This window comes from Lachnospiraceae bacterium, assembly GCA_025758065.1.
In the GTDB taxonomy this organism is placed as follows: Bacteria; Bacillota; Clostridia; order Lachnospirales; family Lachnospiraceae; genus Enterocloster.
Genome location: CP107199.1, coordinates 3,485,469 through 3,502,463 on the forward strand (window position 1 = coordinate 3,485,469; position 16,995 = coordinate 3,502,463).

Below are 16,995 nucleotides of genomic sequence, written 5' to 3' on the forward strand. Positions count from 1 at the left end.
TCGAATCTGGACAGCAAAGAATACTTCTATTCTTCACTTATCCGGCTTCGTACGGTGCTTGGTAGTTTAGCAAATAAATTGCTTATCTCCGCTTACTCGATTAGAAATCGTTTCGATATTTACTTGTAATATTCATCGCCTGCAATTCCTACTATATCCGTTCCTGCGGATTCTGCGGAAGTAAGCGAGATTTAAGATATGGACATTCTTGCATTTCTGACACTTCACACTCAAATGTCCGGTTGCGTCTGAAAATACTCTTTGTATCCTGAACCCACAAGTCGGGCAGAGAATATCACGCTCTTTCAGACTTTCTGCTTCTACTCTTGACAGAAGCAATCTCTTTTGTATTTCAGGTGCTACCTGAGTCTGTAACCTCATTGTGAAACACCTCCCAGATTTAACTCATTGGAAATGTACTCAAGGATATTGTGATACTCAAATAGCCCCATATCTCTCAATCTGATAACCAAGGCTGTATAAGATACTCCGATATAAGCTGCCATTCTGCGGATAACTGCTTTATCCTTTGAAGTAATGGTATTATCGCCATAAACTTTTATCGGATTTGACTGATTATATTTCGCCAAGGCATTTTCAATAATTCTTCTCGGCATAAGAAGCGAAGCTCCCATTGTATCTGCCTGCCACTCAACAGACGCAAACATCTGAGCCAGTTCCTCTTTGGAATAACTACGCTCACTGTCATACTCTGCATGAAAGCGTCCTTCACTCGGCATTGCATACATCTTACTCAAGATATGATGTGACGCTTCGTGTGCCATTGTAAATCTGCGACGTCCCTGCTCCTTTTCAGCAAGAAGAAATTTATCAAGTACGATGGTATCTTTCGGGAAAACAAAGGGAATAATTTTTCCGTCCTGATGTACCAGCAGTGGTGTTGCTCCATCTGCCAGAAAGCCAATCCTGCCTGCATCATCTTCTGCGAAAGAAGCGTATTCAATTCGTAACATAAGAAATTCTGTAATGAAATGTTCTATGTCGATGGATTGAATCACTCGATTGCTAAACTTATTAGCATAAGCTGTTATCAAGCCTTCGCTGATTTCTTCCAACTCGGCTCTTGACATATAAATACTCAAGTTGTGTCCACCTCCGACTCCACCTTGTCCGGTGGTGCAACTCCTCCGGCAAAGTTCTGTTGTATTTCCGCACTATCCAAATTGATTAGATAGCGAATTCCTTCAAGTGTTCTCATTCGTCTGTCCTCTGTTATAATTCTTTGATGATGTGACAAGCCACACCCTGAATGCAGCACTCATCTACAATGATGTCTTTCATCTTCTTATTTTCCGGGTGGAGAATGATTTTCTGATTCTCATCATCTCGGAAGTAACGTTTCAATGTATTCTGATTATCCACAAGGGCAACTACTATATCGCCCTCTTTGGCTTCTACCTGCTTTTTGACAACCACAAGGTCGCCGTCATCAATCCCTGCTTCAATCATAGACTGACCGCTTGCTCTTAATATAAAGAAATCTCCTTTGCCGAAAATAGCAGTAGGAAGCGATACATATTCTTCAATATTTTCTTCCTCATACTGAGGACTGCCACAAGGAATAGAACCCACAATCGGTGTCTGTGTCTGTTCGCCACTGTACTTACGGGTCACATTTGTACTAATTTCCTGCCCGTCGTACTCAATCATATTCTTCTCAGCCATCTCTACCAAGTATTTGTATGCTGTACCTCTGGCAATGCCAACCGCTTCAGCAATCTTTGTAGTCGATGGGGATTGTCTGTTTTGCAGGTAATAATCCTCAATATACTTTTTTATCTCACTCATAAGTTCAGGACTCTTGCTTCTCATACCTGCACCTCGCTTTCTTTTCTATCGGAAGCACTCTGCTTTCGATAGTTTTATTATACCTGATACGAAAATTTTTTCAAGTAGGTTTTTCGCAAAAGAAAAGAGGTGTCGCAATTTGCTAACACCTCTGCACCTTTTAACTCAATTTATTTCTTTTTAACTCAACCAATGTTAAAAGTAAAGTTTTTGTTTTCATTGAAAATTACAGCCTATAAAGGCTTTTTTGTTCAATGAACTTTTATCCTGCAATTTGTGCAGACCGTCTGCACAATTAGATTGTTGCCACACTGAGGCAACAATCTAAGCAATGTATAAATCTTTGGTAATAGTCGCATTTATTTTGGATTCACTGAGTCTAAAATCTTTAAGAACTCTTTTACTATGTATTATCCTTCACTCCATAACACTGATACAACATATCTGTCATTTTTATTCCATTGAAAATTTCCGCACATAAAGGCTTTTTTGTTCAATGCAATTTGTGCAGACCGTCTGCACAAATTACTTTTTCATATCAATTCTACTTCTAATATCTTCTACGGCAGGTAATGCATTTTTCAAATCTAACGGTAAATCCGTGCATAAGTGATATTCACTGACACCAATCGGTTTTGACATATCTCTCAATGCATACTCTGCAATTGTTCTATTTTCATCTCTGCACAAAATAAGTCCCACTGATGGATTATCCTCTGGAGCTTTCACTAAATCGTCTAAAGCAGATAAATAAAAATTCATCTTTCCTGCCTGTTCTGGCTTAAACTCGCCAGTTTTAAGGTCTATTGCCACATAACATCTAATCTTTGTGTTATAGAAAAGAAGGTCTATATAAAAATCTTTTCCCCCAACCTCAAGATGATACTGCTGTCCCATAAAGGCAAAACCAGTGCCTAATTCCATCAACAAAGAAGTAACATTTTTTACAAGTTCATTTTCTATATCTGTTTCCAACATTTCTTCCGTATAATCAATGAAATCAAACATATATGGGTCTTTCATTGTGCTTAATACCATATCCTTTTGTTCAGCCGGTAATCGTCTTTCAAAATTTGATATTTTATTAGCAACTGCCTGTCGCTCATATAATTGACTCTTAACTTGGGAAGCCAAATCATCAACCGACCACTTATGTTCTAAAGTTTTTTCCAGATACCATATATATTCTTCTCGATTTGACACTTTACTCATCAATATCTGATGATGACTCCAAGTAATTCTTCCCAATCCGTACTCGTCTACATCATCTTCCGTGAAAATCTGTGCAAATTTCTTCATATACTTTAAATTTCTGACAGAATAACCTTTTGCACTTGGAAATCTCATCTTCATATCCTTAGACAGATTTTCTACAAATTTATTTCCCCACTCAGAATTGCGGATAATAACATTTCCAATAAATATATTTGTTTTCATTATCTCACTATTTACACTGACAGAAGCTCTGCATTTAGCCTGATTGACATAATCATTTATTTCCTCTACTGCCTGCAAATATTGATTTGACGGTGTAAGCATATTGGCTCCTTCCTAATTGTGCAGACCGTCTGCACAATTTAAAAACATATCATTTTCATATTCATAATAATTGATTTTTCACACAAATTCTAAATCATTTACGAATCACTACTCACTCTCCTGCATATCCTCATCGGCTTTTGCAATCATCTGTCTGTACTGTTCTTTCACACTTTCCGGTGCAAGTATCTGTACTTTTCCATTAAAGCCAAATACCCAACCGAAAAAGGTAGGACTGGCTGATACTTCGGTCTGTACTCTGAAAGAAGTCATATCATACGCAAGGGTTGTCACATCTTCTCCGAAACGGTCTACCATTGTTTTCATCAGACTGTTATCACACCGTAAATCCACAAGAACTTTCTCTCCTGAGAACATAAAGAACACTTCTTTTGTAAAATTCTCAATATCAAAATCATCGGGCATTGGGATAATATCCTTATCCAGTATCTCAGGTTTGGAAGCAATACGGTCTACCCTGAAATTGATAACCTTGCTTTTCTTCTCTGAATATCCGAGAACATAATAATAGTCCCCACACCAGAGAAGTTTATACGGACTGAACTTATACACTTCGCCCTTATTCTTCAGAACCTTTTTCTTTAATCCGGTATAATCATAATACTGGAAAGAAATCTGTTTACCTGCATTGATGGCGTCATTTATAGCGTCGATGATATAATATATCTGTTCATTATCCGGCTTAATACGATTGACCACATAGTTATTACGCTTCAGCTTCGATGCCTGCCCTGGACTAGTCATCGTATGTATCTTTTCAATCAAAGTTTCGCTTTTCTTCTTTGTAATGAACTTCGATGACTCTACCGCATCTATCAGCAGTTTCAGTTCCGGCAATTCAAACTTACGACTAGCTACAAAGTATTTGCTTTGAGTAGAATGGATAGTAACAATGTCCATTCCAAACTCCTGAAGTGCAGCAATATCTTTTGTGACCGTCGTTCTATGTGCAGATATTCCATATTCATCATTCAATATATTGATTAACTGTGTTGTGGAAAGAGGATTTTCTTCATCGGTTCTTTCCAGTAAAATCTTTTGTAAATATAAAATTCTTGGCTTTGTTTCCATAATTTTTATATACCAATCGCTCCATCAATAGTATCTGTCTACTTTTTCTTTTTAGGCTTAGGTGCTGGCAATTCGTCATACATCGCATTAAACAACCCTGTTAAAAACTCCTTACTATCAACATCTTCCACAAGCAGCATTTCCTTTGCCCCATCATACGGCAATTCATAGGTAGCTGTCGGCATATATGAAATTGCTGATTTTATCGGTTTTACAAGTAATCTGTCATCATAAATTCCGCCGACAATTTTACCACGATAATAAATAATATATTCGCCCATCATCGCACGGAAAGTAATCTCGTCCAATTCTGCCAACTGTTCTAATATAAATTTCAAATATTCTTTACTTGATGCCATTAGTTGTCCTCCGACCTAATTTCATTTTACTCGATTTCTTTTTTATGATTCAAGTGTATTCCAATATGTCCAATCCCCAATATGATTGCTGCAACAAATAAAAACGGGTTTTTGCCATATATACTCAATAGACAAAATGCACATACTGGCAATGTTGCACCTGCCACCGGAATACCCAGTAAGCTGCTGTACATATCCTTCATTGTCTTAGCACTTCTGAAATATCTAATCCAATACACCTCATATAAGACCATCAAAACAAATGCAATCAAAAGTATTACAGTCCAACCGGATATTTCATTGATATTAAAATCTCTGAATATCAATGACAAGCAGGTTACAGAAATTTCTCCCACTCTTTCAAATAACAGCAGTACCCTGTTTTCATTTTTCACATACTTATCATAATCTTTCGGCTTATTTTTACTCCATACAATATTTGGTAGCATCAGCATCAATAAAAATATTAAACCTATATATGAAAATCCAAAATTTACATTCATTATTGTATCTCATTTCCAAGCAATTTACGCCTTTTTATTGGGTGTCTTATTACCGTTTTGCATTTCTCCGGTGCAACTTTTCTTGGGTCTGATAAATAGATTTCGTGATGGCGTCGCTCATCAGTAAAATCATTTACATAACCGTTTTCTTCAAGATATTTATCCATCATCGCCACGGTTGCAGGTTCATCATCAAACGCTCCTATATGCATTATCTGTACGCACAAACCTTCGTCAATACTCAAGAACTCTGCACCAGAGCAATCCATCTTTTTCTTTTTTGAAGCAGTTTCCACCGCCCAATCAAAATCTTTCTTTGTAATAAAATCAGGCAGACGAATAACAGAAATCCAGTTGAAAGCTGATTTATCAGTATAATCTATACTTTCAACATTGTCCTGCCACCAAAAGCCCTCAAGCGGTGGTACAACATATTCAAAAAATCCTTCTATTTTGTAATCCGTCTTATAGCTCATCTTGAGAGTATATGCAACAGCATACAAAACACCAATAGCAGTTTTATATTCTCCGCCTTCTTCATTAGGATTTCCTTTACCTCGTACCGCTATATAATTTGCCTTTGGAATTGTCACAATCTGCGGCTTATTCTTCGGCATATAGAACTCTTTATATTCTTTCTTAAAATCGAATGCCATTTGTTTATCCTCTCTGTAAAATCATTTTTACTTACCTTATAATTCAATTTATAAAACACAATTTGTATATATTTCAAATAAGGCTAAAAGGAATAAATCTTCCATTTTTTCTATAACTTCCCCATCGTATCCGCCCGGAGAACCGTATGATTTGTCAATGTTTTTATTTTTATTCCCATAGATTGCTGCAAACTCTGCTATAACAGTAACCAACTGGCACGCCTCTATTTCTTTGCAACTTCCAAAATTATATTCCACCGACAACTGCTGAATTGGTGTTTTCTTTTTGTCATTGCTGTTAAACGCATTAGCCAAAACATCTGTAATATGATTTTGATACTCAAACTCTTGATGTGGAATTGGTTTATCAGCATAATATTCTAAGCTACGAGCAAAATACTTCCCTCCATCGTAAAAAACACTTTTATCATCAGGGAAATGTTTATTTAGCACACTTTCTATTGCAGCCAAACACTTTTCATAAATATTGTACTCACTGACTCGTAAATCCAAATCACAATATTCCAAAATTCTATTTTGAACCTCTTTAGTACAACAGCAAAACTCTCTATACATCTCTCTGTTGTAATAAAACAAATCATTATACATCGTGGCTATTGCACATAACGGAATAAGTCCTCTGTCCTTATAATATTTAGAAATAAATGATACCGCTTGTGCTTTTACACTTTCTTGATGACGTTGCTCATCACGCTTGTCCTGCCTTTTTTCAAACCTCTCCATACGGTTGCTTTGTCTTATTTGCAAGACTGCAATAATAACCGTGACTATTAAAGCAACTCCCGCACAAATAATACTTATCCAATCTGAAACACTCATCATATAGTTTCTCCTTCTACTGTAAACGATAATTTAGAGCAACAAGCCAAGCTACTTTACGATTATTGGTTCACTCAGTTTGATTTTCCAGATGAAAACGGAGAACCATATCGTTCATCAGGCGGTAAAATGGTTTGGAATGAGCAGCTAAAGCGTACTATTCCTGACGGTTGGACAACAAATCCATTGTCAGATATTTTCACATTCAAATCCGGTTATTCCTTTTCCTCGGATTTGTATGAAGTATCTGGCAAATACAAACTACTAACAATAAAAAATGTTCAAAACAACGGCATAAATCTTAATGTCGATAATTATATAAACGTACTGCCTGACAATGTACCGGATTATTGCTTACTAAAAGCACAAGACATTTTAATGTCATTAACTGGCAATGTAGGACGTGTTGGAATTATGTATGCCGATAATTGTTTATTAAATCAACGAGTAGCTTTGGCTGAACCAGTTAATATAAATCAACGAGTTTTCGTTTACTTTTTGCTTAAAAGTGATATTATTCATAAGCAATATGAAATGATAGCAAACGGCTCATCACAACAAAATCTGAGCCCAATTGAAGCCGAAAAAGTCATTATTGCATATAATCCTGAAGTTGCAACAAAATTTTCGACTTTATGTAATGAATATCTGAATACTATTGTTTCAAATCTTGCTGAAAATCAGGAACTTATAAATATACGTGACTGGTTGCTACCTATACTGATGAACGGTCAAGCCACCATCAGTGATTGATACGGTAAATTATCGTTTATTGCATTATTGATAAGTATCTTTCTATCTATTGAAGAAAGTATCAATACTATCATATCCTGATACTTTTTCTCTGGTATTTTAAAATCTAAAGACATCAAATATTCAAGATTTATGTTATCTTGAATACTACCTGTCGCAGCATTTTGTATAGACTTTTTTATATACTCAAAAATATAGTACATAAATTCTTCTGATGATTTTTCGGGATATGCTGAAAAACCTACAATACTATCTGGAAAACACATTGGATAAGCCAAAATTGCTGTTTCCGCAATATTGGCGGCAATAGTAATACACAATGTTCCTGTATTCCACAATTTACTTTGTTTGAGCCCGAAATCGCCATATTCTTGTTCATGTTTACTCAAATAAAGAGTTGCTTCTTTAACATCTCCCGTTTGAACTAATGGATATTTCCCATTTTCAAACAGTTTTGGGTCGTTTCTCGGTCTATGTTTTGATACTCCTCTTGCAAATGTTCCTAATTCAGCCAATTTGGAAATTTTCCAATTCTCATTATATGAACTTCCATTATAAATCATATTTTTCTCCTAACCTATATACTTTCTATGAGCCAATTTAACATTGCTCTGTTTAACCATTGCATACTGCAAAGTCGTATCTATTTTTCTATGTCCCAAAAGCTGCTGTAACTGTTCAATGGGCATTCCTTTATCTATTGCCATAGTCGCAAGAGTACGTCTAAATTTATGTGGATGCACCTTACTAAGACCTAATTGTTTTCCAAAATTTCGTAATCGCACTTCAATACCACCAATTTTCAATCGTTCATAAGGAGCTTTTAATGATACAAACAGTGCCGGATTATTATCCCTTCTGCTCTGTAAATAATTCTGCAAATGTATTTTTGTTCTGGCGTCAAAATAAACGACTCTCTCCTTATCGCCCTTTCCAAAAACAACACATTCACGCTCATTAAAATCTATATCTTCTCGATTTAGCAGAACCATTTCGCCTACTCGCATACCTGTTGATGCCAACATATCAATCATTGCCAAGTCCCTGAGTTCTGTGCAATTATCTCTCATCAATTCAAGTGCTTCATCTGAATAAGTTTCCTTAATATTCGTTCCAGTTTTAACCTTATGTATTCTTCTGACCGGACTTTTCAAAATATAGTCCTCGTCCTCAAGCCAAGAAAAAAAGCTGGAAAGTATTCGTCTTATATTATCAATCGTAACTTTACTTGAATTTTTATTTGACTGATATTCAGTAAGGTAACAGCGTATATCATCGGTTACAATATATTTAATACCTTTACCTATACTATCAATCATTGCCTGTATAGTTGCTTTGTAATATTTCAAAGTTTTCTCGGAACAGCCCTCAATTCTCTTTGCCGATAGAAACAGTTCAACCAAGTTCTGCTCCGATAATCCTTTATCACTTTCCGTTTTTGCAACTTCATAATCAAAAAGCGTATGTTGCAGTACCTCCTGCAATCGCTGTGTTTGTGCATTGTTCAAATAAGGTAGCATACCCTGAACAATATCCATAATTAAATTCTGTTTCATAGTCAATTCTCCTTTTATTTAATTTAGAGAACAACTATGGAGCGGTAGTCCCCTGCTTTAACTCCTGCCACTCACAAGAGTTATGGGATATATTAAACGATAATTTACCACATCAATTGCTGATGGTGGCTTGACCGTTCATCAGCATAGGTAGCAACCAATCACGTAAAGTTGAAAGCTCGATATTTTCCTGCTGATTTTTGATAATTATCTTTCTTACTTTTTCAGCATAACTTTCAAAAGCATTCAATTCTGTTGTTGAAGGTACTTTTAAGGAATATAGTGTTAAGTTTTCTCTTGTAAGTTGTGGTTGTGCCGAACCTGAACATAAATAGTTTGGATTTTTTGCAAGCAAATAATAATAAAGATATTCTCTATACGGGAAATCAGAATGCGGTTTTACCACCATTGCGTTCCCAGTAATCCAAGAAAACGGTAATGTCATCTGAATAGAGCCGCAGCTTGCTCCTCTACAAGCGACAGCTATTTCAGACTCGGAATGATTATATTGATTGTATTTTCCAATAATTCCGTTTGCTCCATACACAAAATAGTTCCCGTCTGCAATTAAATCTTTTCCACTAATTGTTTTCGGCTGATACATTTCGGAAAGTTCTGCTAATGATTGCTGTTTCCATTCAGTATTTGCATTTTGCAAAAACTGAAATGTAAAAATTGTTTTTATTTGCTGCTCTAAATTATCGTTTATCTTATTATTTGTTCGGATTTTCATTTCCATTTTATATAATAAATCGCCTATTCTTACCTGTTCTTCATAATCAGGCAAATATAAATACAAAAATGAAAACATATCCTCATTAAAACTTGCTCTCAAAGTCATTATCGTATTGCAATCTAATACTTTACGAAAATACTTACTTCTCAAAAAGAAAGCAATATACTTTGAGTACACTATTCCCGTTGTTTTCGGTCTTAGTCTTTTTACAAAGCCACTAAAAGTTGCTTTCGGATAGTCTTTAACAGCAACACAACTCATTGCCAAAGCATCAACGGTTTCACTTGTTCTTGTAATAAACACATCATCTTTTTTTACAGAAAATATTTCTTGCTCTTTAAGAGATGTATCCATCAAATCTGGTAATTCTTCAGGCAAAAAATAATTATTAAACACGGTGCTAAATGATATAAACGGGGAACCGTGTCCTGCTTGTTCTTTTGATGAAGATATACCTGAACTCATTTCATATAAATCACTAAATTTGTACTTTGTAAGTTTACTCATACTTTACCTTCTTTAACTGCTCCATAATTTCCGTTTTCAGTTTGTCGCCCTCTGCAAAATATTCCTGTAACTTCTCTGCATAGGCATTCATACGAGCATTAAACTCGTCCTGTGACAATTCAACATATTCGATTTTTACATCAAAATATTGTCCAGCCGCAAGCGAATACTTCTTTTCTTTGATTTCATCATAGGTAACAGCAACTGAAAAATCATCAACAGCTTCTTTATTAAGAAATGTATCGACAATTTTATCAATCTCAAAATCACGAAGTCTGCGTTTCTGATTATTACCGTCTTTATATTCTTCTCCCAGTTTTGAAGCATCTATCAATACAACCTTATCTGTTTTTCTTGAATTATCAAAAAATAATACTGATACATTAGTTCCGGTATTAGCAAATACATTGGAAGGCATACTAATACAGCCATAAACGATATGTTCATCTACAATATGTTGTAGTATCTTCTTTTCTACACCTGACTTTGCGGTTACAAATCCGGTAGGAACTACAATCGCACCTTTTCCGGTTGATTTCAATGAATTAAGAACGTGCTGAATGAACAACGTATAAATTGCCATACTCTCTTTCTTCTTGGCTGGTACTTTCGGAACTCCCGCCCAAAAACGAACAGGCATTGCTGCTATACGTTCTCTTGTATCTGAGAAATCCATCTTAAAAGGCGGATTTGAAACTACATAATCAAAAGTTCTTAATTCCTGTCCATTATCACTCTTGTGATACGGAGCAATCAGTGTATCTCCCTGAATTGCGTGGTCAAGAGAAGATACCAAACTGTTCAGGATAAGATTAAGTTTTAACATTTTATTGCTTCGCTGTGAAATATCCTGAGCAAAAATAGTACACTTATCTTCGCCAATTTTATGGGCAAGAGCCATCAAAAGTGTTCCTGTTCCGGCTGATGGGTCATAACACTCAATACTATGTAAATCAGTTGCATTTCCAACAAGCAATCTTGCCATAATCGTTGCAATAGCGTGAGGAGTATAATACTCTGCATACTTACCACCGCCTGCGGTATTGTAGTCCTTTATCAGATATTCAAATATATCTGCGAAGAAATCATAGTGCTTCTCAAATGCTTCTTCAAAAGAGAAATTTACTAACTTGTCAACCAACGCACGGGCAAAAGGTGCTCTTGCTGTATCGTCTGTTACATACTGTGTCAGCTTTTCAAAAAGCGGTATTTTCGTGTTCTGAGCAGTTTGTGTTGAAAATATATCAATATTCTTATCTGCTATATCTGTCATCGTGCTGTCAAAGATTAAATCAAAATCGCCTTTTGCCTGCTGATTCCATAAGTTGGCAATAAGATGTTCCGGATTAAGTAATGGAATATCTGACGGTAAACTATCAAAAATATCCAAGCGGTCATCTTCTGACATTTCTGCATAAGCAAGTTCCCATTTTTCGGCATTTTTAAGAGCCGTACTTACTTTTTTTACTTCATATCCGAATTTGTCATTAAGGAACTTATAAAGGAAAACCTGAGTGATAATTTTATATTCGTTACCATCGTTTCCCATACCGTAGGTCTGACAAGTTGCTTTTAAGGCATCTATCAACTCTATGGTTTTTTCTTTTATCGTCTTTGTTTCTTCCATTGTGTTCTCCTTTATGCCACTGAATAAGTCTGGTTGTACTGGTCAAGATACTGTTTTGTAATCCTGCTCTGTATAAATACTCTATCCTCACGAGCACTTGCTACTCCCAACTTATCAATGCCTGCTTTTATTTGTGTCATAACTGTTCTCTCAAAATATGCGTCTTTCTTCAATATATCATTTCTGTCATACACTTTCTGGTCAATATCAGACTTAATAGAAAGCAAAACATTCATAATAGACATATCATACTCTGAAACAATCGGCTGTTTATTTGCTGCTTTTCGAGCAAGATTTTCTTCCCTGATTCTTTTATGAACCCTTGCGAATTTCGCATCGCCATTGTATTTTCTCAGCAGAACCGTGTTTTTCTTCTGCAATTCATCAAGCTTTTTCAGAATATCTTCCAGTTCTTTTCCTTGCTCCTCAATCTCAGATACACTCTTAGGTTCAAAACCGTGTTGCTTGAAGCGAAGCAAAAATGCTTCCTGCAAAGTAATAAACTCAGGGTCATCAGGGTCGATATTCTGTGTAAAAGCACGAACAGTCTTTTTATACTTTTCTGTTACTGCGTCTTTACCACCGACGATTTTCAATTCTTCTTCACTGATTTTGCTGAAATTAAATGTAATATCCTCCATTGCTTCATTGACAAGCAATTTCGTGGTATCATCACTTGCAAAAAGTTCTTTCTGATTTATATTATCAATATGATGTTGCACCTCTGAAATCAATGAAGGCAACTTTGTTAATTCCATTTTTGCAAATGTTTCCTTCAACTCATCATCGCCAAAGGTTCTTACCAAATTACAACAGTCACGAGCAGCAATAAGAATTTTTTTAAGTTTGAGCAATTCCTGCTTATCCTCAATCGTGGATATTTCCGAGCTAAATTCTTCCGCATTATCTGTGGTATAGTTAAAAAGAACCTGCTGCACTTCCTGCATTTGTTTAATAAGTTCTGCCGGGTCTTCAATAACCTGTTTGAATGTATCTGTTTCATTTCCCGCACCAACTTCATTCGGGTCATTAAAACGGTTCAGCTCTTTAAGGTACGCTTCATTTGTTTCCTCAAAGTTCCTTTTTATATTGGCAAAATCAATGACATATCCATAATGGTTTTCTTTATATGGTCTGTTGACTCTTGTAATTGCCTGCAACAGATTATGGTCTTTCAATTTTCTTCCAAAATACAGACGTTTCAATCTTGGTGCATCAAATCCGGTAAGAAGCATATTGAAAACGATAAGAATATCAACTGTCATATTATTTTTGAAGTCGTCAATAATCTTATCTCTCGTATCCTTATCATCACTATCGTGAAGTATAAGTCCAGCTCGCAAATGACTTTTCATAGAAGCGTCTTTATTTAGTTCCGCTTGAATTTCATCAAAATATGCAAACAGCTTCCTTGCCTGCTCACTTGTTTCACAAATGACCATACCGCCAAGCGTATTATCTCCCTGAATTTGTCTAAATCTCTTTAGGTCAGAAATAATATACCTAAGCAACTCTTTGACATAATTATCGTGTTCAACAATCTGACTTTTCTTTACATCTTTCTTTTCTACCAAGGTTTCAAGTTTTTCGTAAATTTCAGAAAGTCGCTCTTTATACTGAGTTTCTATATCCTCACGGATAATTTTCAAAGTATATCCATCTAAAATTGATTTGTCGTAATAGTATGTATGAATATAATTACCAAAAACTCTCCAAGATTCTCTTTCTTCTTTCAAAAGCGGGGTTCCTGTCAAAGCAATCTTTATAGCATTTTTATCCGCATCAAGAAGATTAGCCAAGAATGAGCCTTCTGGTTTATACCCTCTATGTGCTTCATCAATAATAAACACTCTCTGCAAATTCGTTGCATACGCAGGAAGGTCAACTTTTGACCTATCTTCAGCAAAACGCTGTATATTTACAACTGTAATTTCAGGTTTTCCCGTATTTCCCTCTTGTGCCTGATTGTTACGGAACTGCTCCATAAGTTCAGCACGGGAACTTGCCGTTTTTACAACCAATCCACGAGCTTCAAATTCTTCTGAAGCCTGTTTCAACAAATCAAGACGGTCAACAATGAAATAAAACTTTGCAACTTTATTTTGCTTGCTGAAATAGTCAGAAAGAACATAAGTAAGATAATAAGAAAGGGCTGTCTTTCCACTACCTTGAGTATGCCATATAACACCTGAATTGACACCTTCATCAATCTTACTTCTTACTGTTAAGGCAGCAAACATCTGTTGATAACGCATTATATGTTTCTGCTCAATAAACTCTATCTTGCCATTTATTTCTTTATGAAAACGAACATAGGCAATTCCATATTTCAATATAAATAGCAATCTTTCAGGACTGCACATAGATGTCAGTACACGGTTGGTCGGTGTATAAGTATCTAAATTTGTTTGATATTCCGGAGAAGTATGAATAACCTGACAATTAAAGTCAGTCAATATCTTCTTTTCAACAATCGGGTCAATATCCTTATATGGGAAATCTGCATTATAAGGTGCAATATCCAAATTAGTAGGATTTTCTTCTCTAAAACAGTTGAACGGTGCAGACTGTTTTGCTGTCGTACAATAGAATGCTCCCTGAACCGGAACAATACCACCCATAGTGTCATATTCCATATTATTAGAGAAAATCATCAACTGTGTAATATTCAAAAATCTCCTAAATTTTTTATTAGGAAATCTCTTTTGGTTCATTCTCTTGCTTTCTGCAACCATACCACCGTGATTATTCGGCTTCTTTACTTCAATAAATACAAGCGGAAGTCCATTCACAAACAGTGTAATATCCGGTCTAAATTCATCTTGGTCACGCTTACAGGTGAACTCGGCGGTAAAATGATATGTATTATTCTTTGGATTCTCAAAATCCACCAATCTAACAGGCGAAACAGACGATAAACGCTCGTAAAAACTACGTCCTATATCATCATTATCTAATTCCTGCCTAATAGTTTTCAATGTCTGTTCCGCTTCTCCTGCGTGGGTAGGATTAAGCCGTGCGAACTGCTCCTTGAAAACGTTAATTAAAATATTGGTATCAGGGTCATATACTGTGCTTGCCACATCTTCAGTTATTTTCCCGAAATAGGTATAACCAAGGCGTGTCAAATGAACCATTGCTGGCATTTGAACACGGGTAGCTTCGTTAAACATATTTTTCTTACCACTTGCCGCCATCTTCAGACCTCCTCATATCATTCGTCTAATATGACTTCACATACATCGCCAATATCACAATGAAATACTTTGCAAATTCTCATAAGCACATCAAGGGATACTGTTTCATTCTTATTTAATTTTGTTGCAACAGACGATGAAATCTCCGCAGCACGCATTAAATCTTGTCTTTTCATTTGATTATCAATCATAAGTTTTTGAAGTTTGTTGTAGCTTATTCTCATCTGTAACGCTCCTTCGTATTCTCCGTTCCTTTTGGTTACAGTTACTCATTTGACATTATACTATGAATAATCTATTTTTTCAAGATATAGGGGTTTATTTGCAACTCCTATCCGACAAGGTGTCACTTTTTGCAAACACCTAATGCAACTCTTCTAAAGAATAATAAAAATGAGATGCCGAAGCACCTCAATTATACATTCTATTATTAACATTCAATGCAATCATTGCTATGACCTTTTCTATCGGCGGCTCTTTTCCGTCCGGTGCAACTGCTTTCCAAAAAGCGATTGCTTCCGGTTCAGCACTTTTCATTGCTTCCCGAATGGCAAACTGCATTTCCTCTTTTACTGCTTTTTCGGTTGTTCCATTTTCTTTTGCTATTTGTCTGAAAATGTCGTTCACTTCTACTTCCTCCTATGTCTATTAGTATGTGTCTATCACTGACAGTTGTTGTTATAGCATATTTTCTCTGTCGAAGTCCCGAAAAATTTGTCGATAGCAGAAATTTTTTATACTGAAAAAAGAAAGCTCGTCGATTAGGACGAACTTCTGTGTTTTATGGAAGTATTTGCTTTGACTGCTTCACAAGTGTATCTATGACTTCATAAATTCTGTTTCTATCTTCAGGAGCAAGTTTTTCAAGCTTCTCATTCAGCATTGAGTTCTTGACTGTATATCCCGTTTCCAGAACATCTGTAAGAACCATATCCGATGATACACCTAAAGCATTTACTATCTTTATGAAAGTTTCGAGTGACGGAATTTTCTCTCCACGCTCAACCATACCAATATAATTTGTTGTCAAATCTGTTTTCTCAGCCAAATCTTCTTGGCGTAATTTCCTCGCAAGTCGGAACTTTCTTATATTCTTGCCGATTGTATCGAGCTTCATCACATCACCTCCCTTAGTGTGTTTCCATAACTAATAGTATAGATTAAGTCGATTTCAAATCACACGCACCCAAAGGAAGTCAAACCAACTATTAGTGATGATTCCCAACTATTTTTATGTTATACTATAAAAGTAGTAATTCACGATTGTTAATGGCGAAAGACAAATCACAACCCAAGAGCCAAGTTAAACAATCTCCATAGAATAAACTTAGGGGTAAAAGGAATGGACGAACAAAAGATAATATTCAGTAATCGGTTTGAAAAAGAGAAATTTGAGGATTACAAAACAGATTTGGGAACTGACAGCTCAGTCACTCCCGACTTTACGGAAGCTGATGATTGTTTAAAATTTATACAGAAGAACCGCAGAAGTGTTCCAAGTAAAGAGCGAATTGCTGACAAGGATAAATTTATCAAAACCGTTTACGAACTATCCAATAGCTTTGAAATTGACGCTGACCTGATAGAATTTGCCGAGGGATATATCGCCAACATCTATGTAGATTATGCCTGCTACACTGGATATATCAAGAAGCTGTTAGCAATTCTTTTTATCCTTGCCGATGATATTTCCTTTTTAGACGGCAGTAAAGAAAATGCCGATATGCTTTTCAGCTTCACTTATCACACACACCATATTTTCCTGAATAACAGAGAAACAACTGATTTCTCATAATGTACCCGATGGCTACTCAACTGAGC

Annotated in this window: 18 protein-coding genes; 2 read left to right on the forward strand and 16 right to left on the reverse strand. The window is 35.9% G+C overall.

The features are described from left to right. Window positions 1-377: 377 nt before the first annotated feature. The 8 genes from OGM16_16375 to OGM16_16410 form a co-directional block, all read right to left on the reverse strand. Window positions 378-1,103: an ImmA/IrrE family metallo-endopeptidase gene (locus OGM16_16375; GenBank protein UYJ46345.1), complete on the reverse strand. Its 726-nt coding sequence runs from the start codon at window positions 1,101-1,103 to the stop codon at window positions 378-380. A gap of 130 nt (window positions 1,104-1,233) precedes the next feature. Continuing rightward, the gene (gene lexA, locus OGM16_16380) at window positions 1,234-1,833 is read right to left on the reverse strand and encodes a transcriptional repressor LexA (GenBank protein ID UYJ46346.1); all 600 of its coding nucleotides are present in this window, start codon (window positions 1,831-1,833) and stop codon (window positions 1,234-1,236) included. 501 nt (window positions 1,834-2,334) lie between these two features. Then, a complete protein-coding gene (locus tag OGM16_16385; GenBank protein UYJ46347.1) occupies window positions 2,335-3,348 on the reverse strand; it encodes a PDDEXK nuclease domain-containing protein in 1,014 nt (337 codons plus the stop codon). Window positions 3,349-3,456: 108 nt separating this feature from the next. Continuing rightward, window positions 3,457-4,440, reverse strand: a complete 984-nt coding sequence (locus OGM16_16390; protein ID UYJ46348.1) for a transcriptional regulator — start codon at window positions 4,438-4,440, stop codon at window positions 3,457-3,459. Window positions 4,441-4,478: 38 nt separating this feature from the next. Then, entirely contained in the window at window positions 4,479-4,799 is a 321-nt protein-coding gene (locus OGM16_16395; protein ID UYJ46349.1) for a TfoX/Sxy family protein, read from the reverse strand. 26 nt (window positions 4,800-4,825) lie between these two features. Further along, window positions 4,826-5,302 (reverse strand): hypothetical protein, encoded by a 477-nt coding sequence (locus OGM16_16400; protein ID UYJ46350.1) that lies wholly within the window; start codon window positions 5,300-5,302, stop codon window positions 4,826-4,828. Further along, window positions 5,302-5,958 carry a GyrI-like domain-containing protein gene (locus tag OGM16_16405; protein ID UYJ46351.1) on the reverse strand — a complete coding sequence of 219 codons (657 nt, stop codon included), beginning with the start codon at window positions 5,956-5,958 and terminating at the stop codon, window positions 5,302-5,304. The genes OGM16_16400 and OGM16_16405 overlap by 1 nt, the downstream gene beginning before the upstream one ends. A gap of 48 nt (window positions 5,959-6,006) precedes the next feature. Next, window positions 6,007-6,801, reverse strand: coding sequence for a hypothetical protein (locus tag OGM16_16410; protein UYJ46352.1), 795 nt, complete (start codon window positions 6,799-6,801; stop codon window positions 6,007-6,009). A gap of 126 nt (window positions 6,802-6,927) precedes the next feature. On the opposite strand from OGM16_16410, the gene OGM16_16415 reads away from it, so the two are divergent. Continuing rightward, a complete protein-coding gene (locus OGM16_16415; protein ID UYJ46353.1) occupies window positions 6,928-7,551 on the forward strand; it encodes a restriction endonuclease subunit S in 624 nt (207 codons plus the stop codon). On the opposite strand, the gene OGM16_16420 is transcribed toward OGM16_16415, so the two are convergent. The 8 genes from OGM16_16420 to OGM16_16455 form a co-directional block, all read right to left on the reverse strand. After that, complete coding sequence (locus tag OGM16_16420) at window positions 7,530-8,114, reverse strand: restriction endonuclease subunit S (GenBank protein UYJ46354.1); 585 nt, start codon at window positions 8,112-8,114, stop codon at window positions 7,530-7,532. The two genes, OGM16_16415 and OGM16_16420, sit on opposite strands and share 22 nt — an antisense overlap. Window positions 8,115-8,123: 9 nt before the next feature. Next, a complete protein-coding gene (locus OGM16_16425) occupies window positions 8,124-9,107 on the reverse strand; it encodes a tyrosine-type recombinase/integrase (protein UYJ46355.1) in 984 nt (327 codons plus the stop codon). 112 nt (window positions 9,108-9,219) lie between these two features. Further along, window positions 9,220-10,350, reverse strand: a complete 1,131-nt coding sequence (locus OGM16_16430; GenBank protein UYJ46356.1) for a restriction endonuclease subunit S — start codon at window positions 10,348-10,350, stop codon at window positions 9,220-9,222. Then, complete coding sequence (locus OGM16_16435) at window positions 10,343-11,977, reverse strand: type I restriction-modification system subunit M (protein UYJ46357.1); 1,635 nt, start codon at window positions 11,975-11,977, stop codon at window positions 10,343-10,345. Before OGM16_16435 ends, OGM16_16430 begins: the two co-directional genes overlap by 8 nt. An 11-nt stretch (window positions 11,978-11,988) precedes the next feature. Further along, window positions 11,989-15,174 (reverse strand): HsdR family type I site-specific deoxyribonuclease, encoded by a 3,186-nt coding sequence (locus tag OGM16_16440; GenBank protein ID UYJ46358.1) that lies wholly within the window; start codon window positions 15,172-15,174, stop codon window positions 11,989-11,991. 17 nt (window positions 15,175-15,191) lie between these two features. After that, window positions 15,192-15,398, reverse strand: coding sequence for a helix-turn-helix transcriptional regulator (locus tag OGM16_16445; protein UYJ46359.1), 207 nt, complete (start codon window positions 15,396-15,398; stop codon window positions 15,192-15,194). A 187-nt stretch (window positions 15,399-15,585) separates the two neighbouring features. Beyond that, the gene (locus OGM16_16450; protein UYJ46360.1) at window positions 15,586-15,801 is read right to left on the reverse strand and encodes a hypothetical protein; all 216 of its coding nucleotides are present in this window, start codon (window positions 15,799-15,801) and stop codon (window positions 15,586-15,588) included. Between the two features lie 154 nt (window positions 15,802-15,955). After that, on the reverse strand, window positions 15,956-16,291 hold the full coding sequence (locus OGM16_16455; GenBank protein UYJ46361.1) for a helix-turn-helix transcriptional regulator: 336 nt from the start codon (window positions 16,289-16,291) through the stop codon (window positions 15,956-15,958). A 225-nt stretch (window positions 16,292-16,516) separates the two neighbouring features. Between OGM16_16455 and OGM16_16460 the strand changes: the two genes are divergently transcribed. Beyond that, entirely contained in the window at window positions 16,517-16,969 is a 453-nt protein-coding gene (locus OGM16_16460) for a hypothetical protein (protein ID UYJ46362.1), read from the forward strand. Window positions 16,970-16,995: the final 26 nt, after the last annotated feature.

Bases quoted from the DNA above. Each gene is read 5' to 3' on its own strand.
- lexA (UYJ46346.1), bottom strand. From the start codon at position 1,833: ATGAGAAGCAAGAGTCCTGAACTTATGAGTGAGATAAAAAAGTATATT.
- OGM16_16385 (UYJ46347.1), bottom strand. From the start codon at position 3,348: ATGCTTACACCGTCAAATCAATATTTGCAGGCAGTAGAGGAAATAAAT.
- OGM16_16390 (UYJ46348.1), bottom strand. From the start codon at position 4,440: ATGGAAACAAAGCCAAGAATTTTATATTTACAAAAGATTTTACTGGAA.
- OGM16_16395 (UYJ46349.1), bottom strand. From the start codon at position 4,799: ATGGCATCAAGTAAAGAATATTTGAAATTTATATTAGAACAGTTGGCA.
- OGM16_16400 (UYJ46350.1), bottom strand. From the start codon at position 5,302: ATGAATGTAAATTTTGGATTTTCATATATAGGTTTAATATTTTTATTG.
- OGM16_16405 (UYJ46351.1), bottom strand. From the start codon at position 5,958: ATGGCATTCGATTTTAAGAAAGAATATAAAGAGTTCTATATGCCGAAG.
- OGM16_16410 (UYJ46352.1), bottom strand. From the start codon at position 6,801: ATGATGAGTGTTTCAGATTGGATAAGTATTATTTGTGCGGGAGTTGCT.
- OGM16_16415 (UYJ46353.1), top strand. From the start codon at position 6,928: ATGGTTTGGAATGAGCAGCTAAAGCGTACTATTCCTGACGGTTGGACA.
- OGM16_16420 (UYJ46354.1), bottom strand. From the start codon at position 8,114: ATGATTTATAATGGAAGTTCATATAATGAGAATTGGAAAATTTCCAAA.
- OGM16_16425 (UYJ46355.1), bottom strand. From the start codon at position 9,107: ATGAAACAGAATTTAATTATGGATATTGTTCAGGGTATGCTACCTTAT.
- OGM16_16430 (UYJ46356.1), bottom strand. From the start codon at position 10,350: ATGAGTAAACTTACAAAGTACAAATTTAGTGATTTATATGAAATGAGT.
- OGM16_16435 (UYJ46357.1), bottom strand. From the start codon at position 11,977: ATGGAAGAAACAAAGACGATAAAAGAAAAAACCATAGAGTTGATAGAT.
- OGM16_16440 (UYJ46358.1), bottom strand. From the start codon at position 15,174: ATGGCGGCAAGTGGTAAGAAAAATATGTTTAACGAAGCTACCCGTGTT.
- OGM16_16445 (UYJ46359.1), bottom strand. From the start codon at position 15,398: ATGAGAATAAGCTACAACAAACTTCAAAAACTTATGATTGATAATCAA.
- OGM16_16455 (UYJ46361.1), bottom strand. From the start codon at position 16,291: ATGAAGCTCGATACAATCGGCAAGAATATAAGAAAGTTCCGACTTGCG.
- OGM16_16460 (UYJ46362.1), top strand. From the start codon at position 16,517: ATGGACGAACAAAAGATAATATTCAGTAATCGGTTTGAAAAAGAGAAA.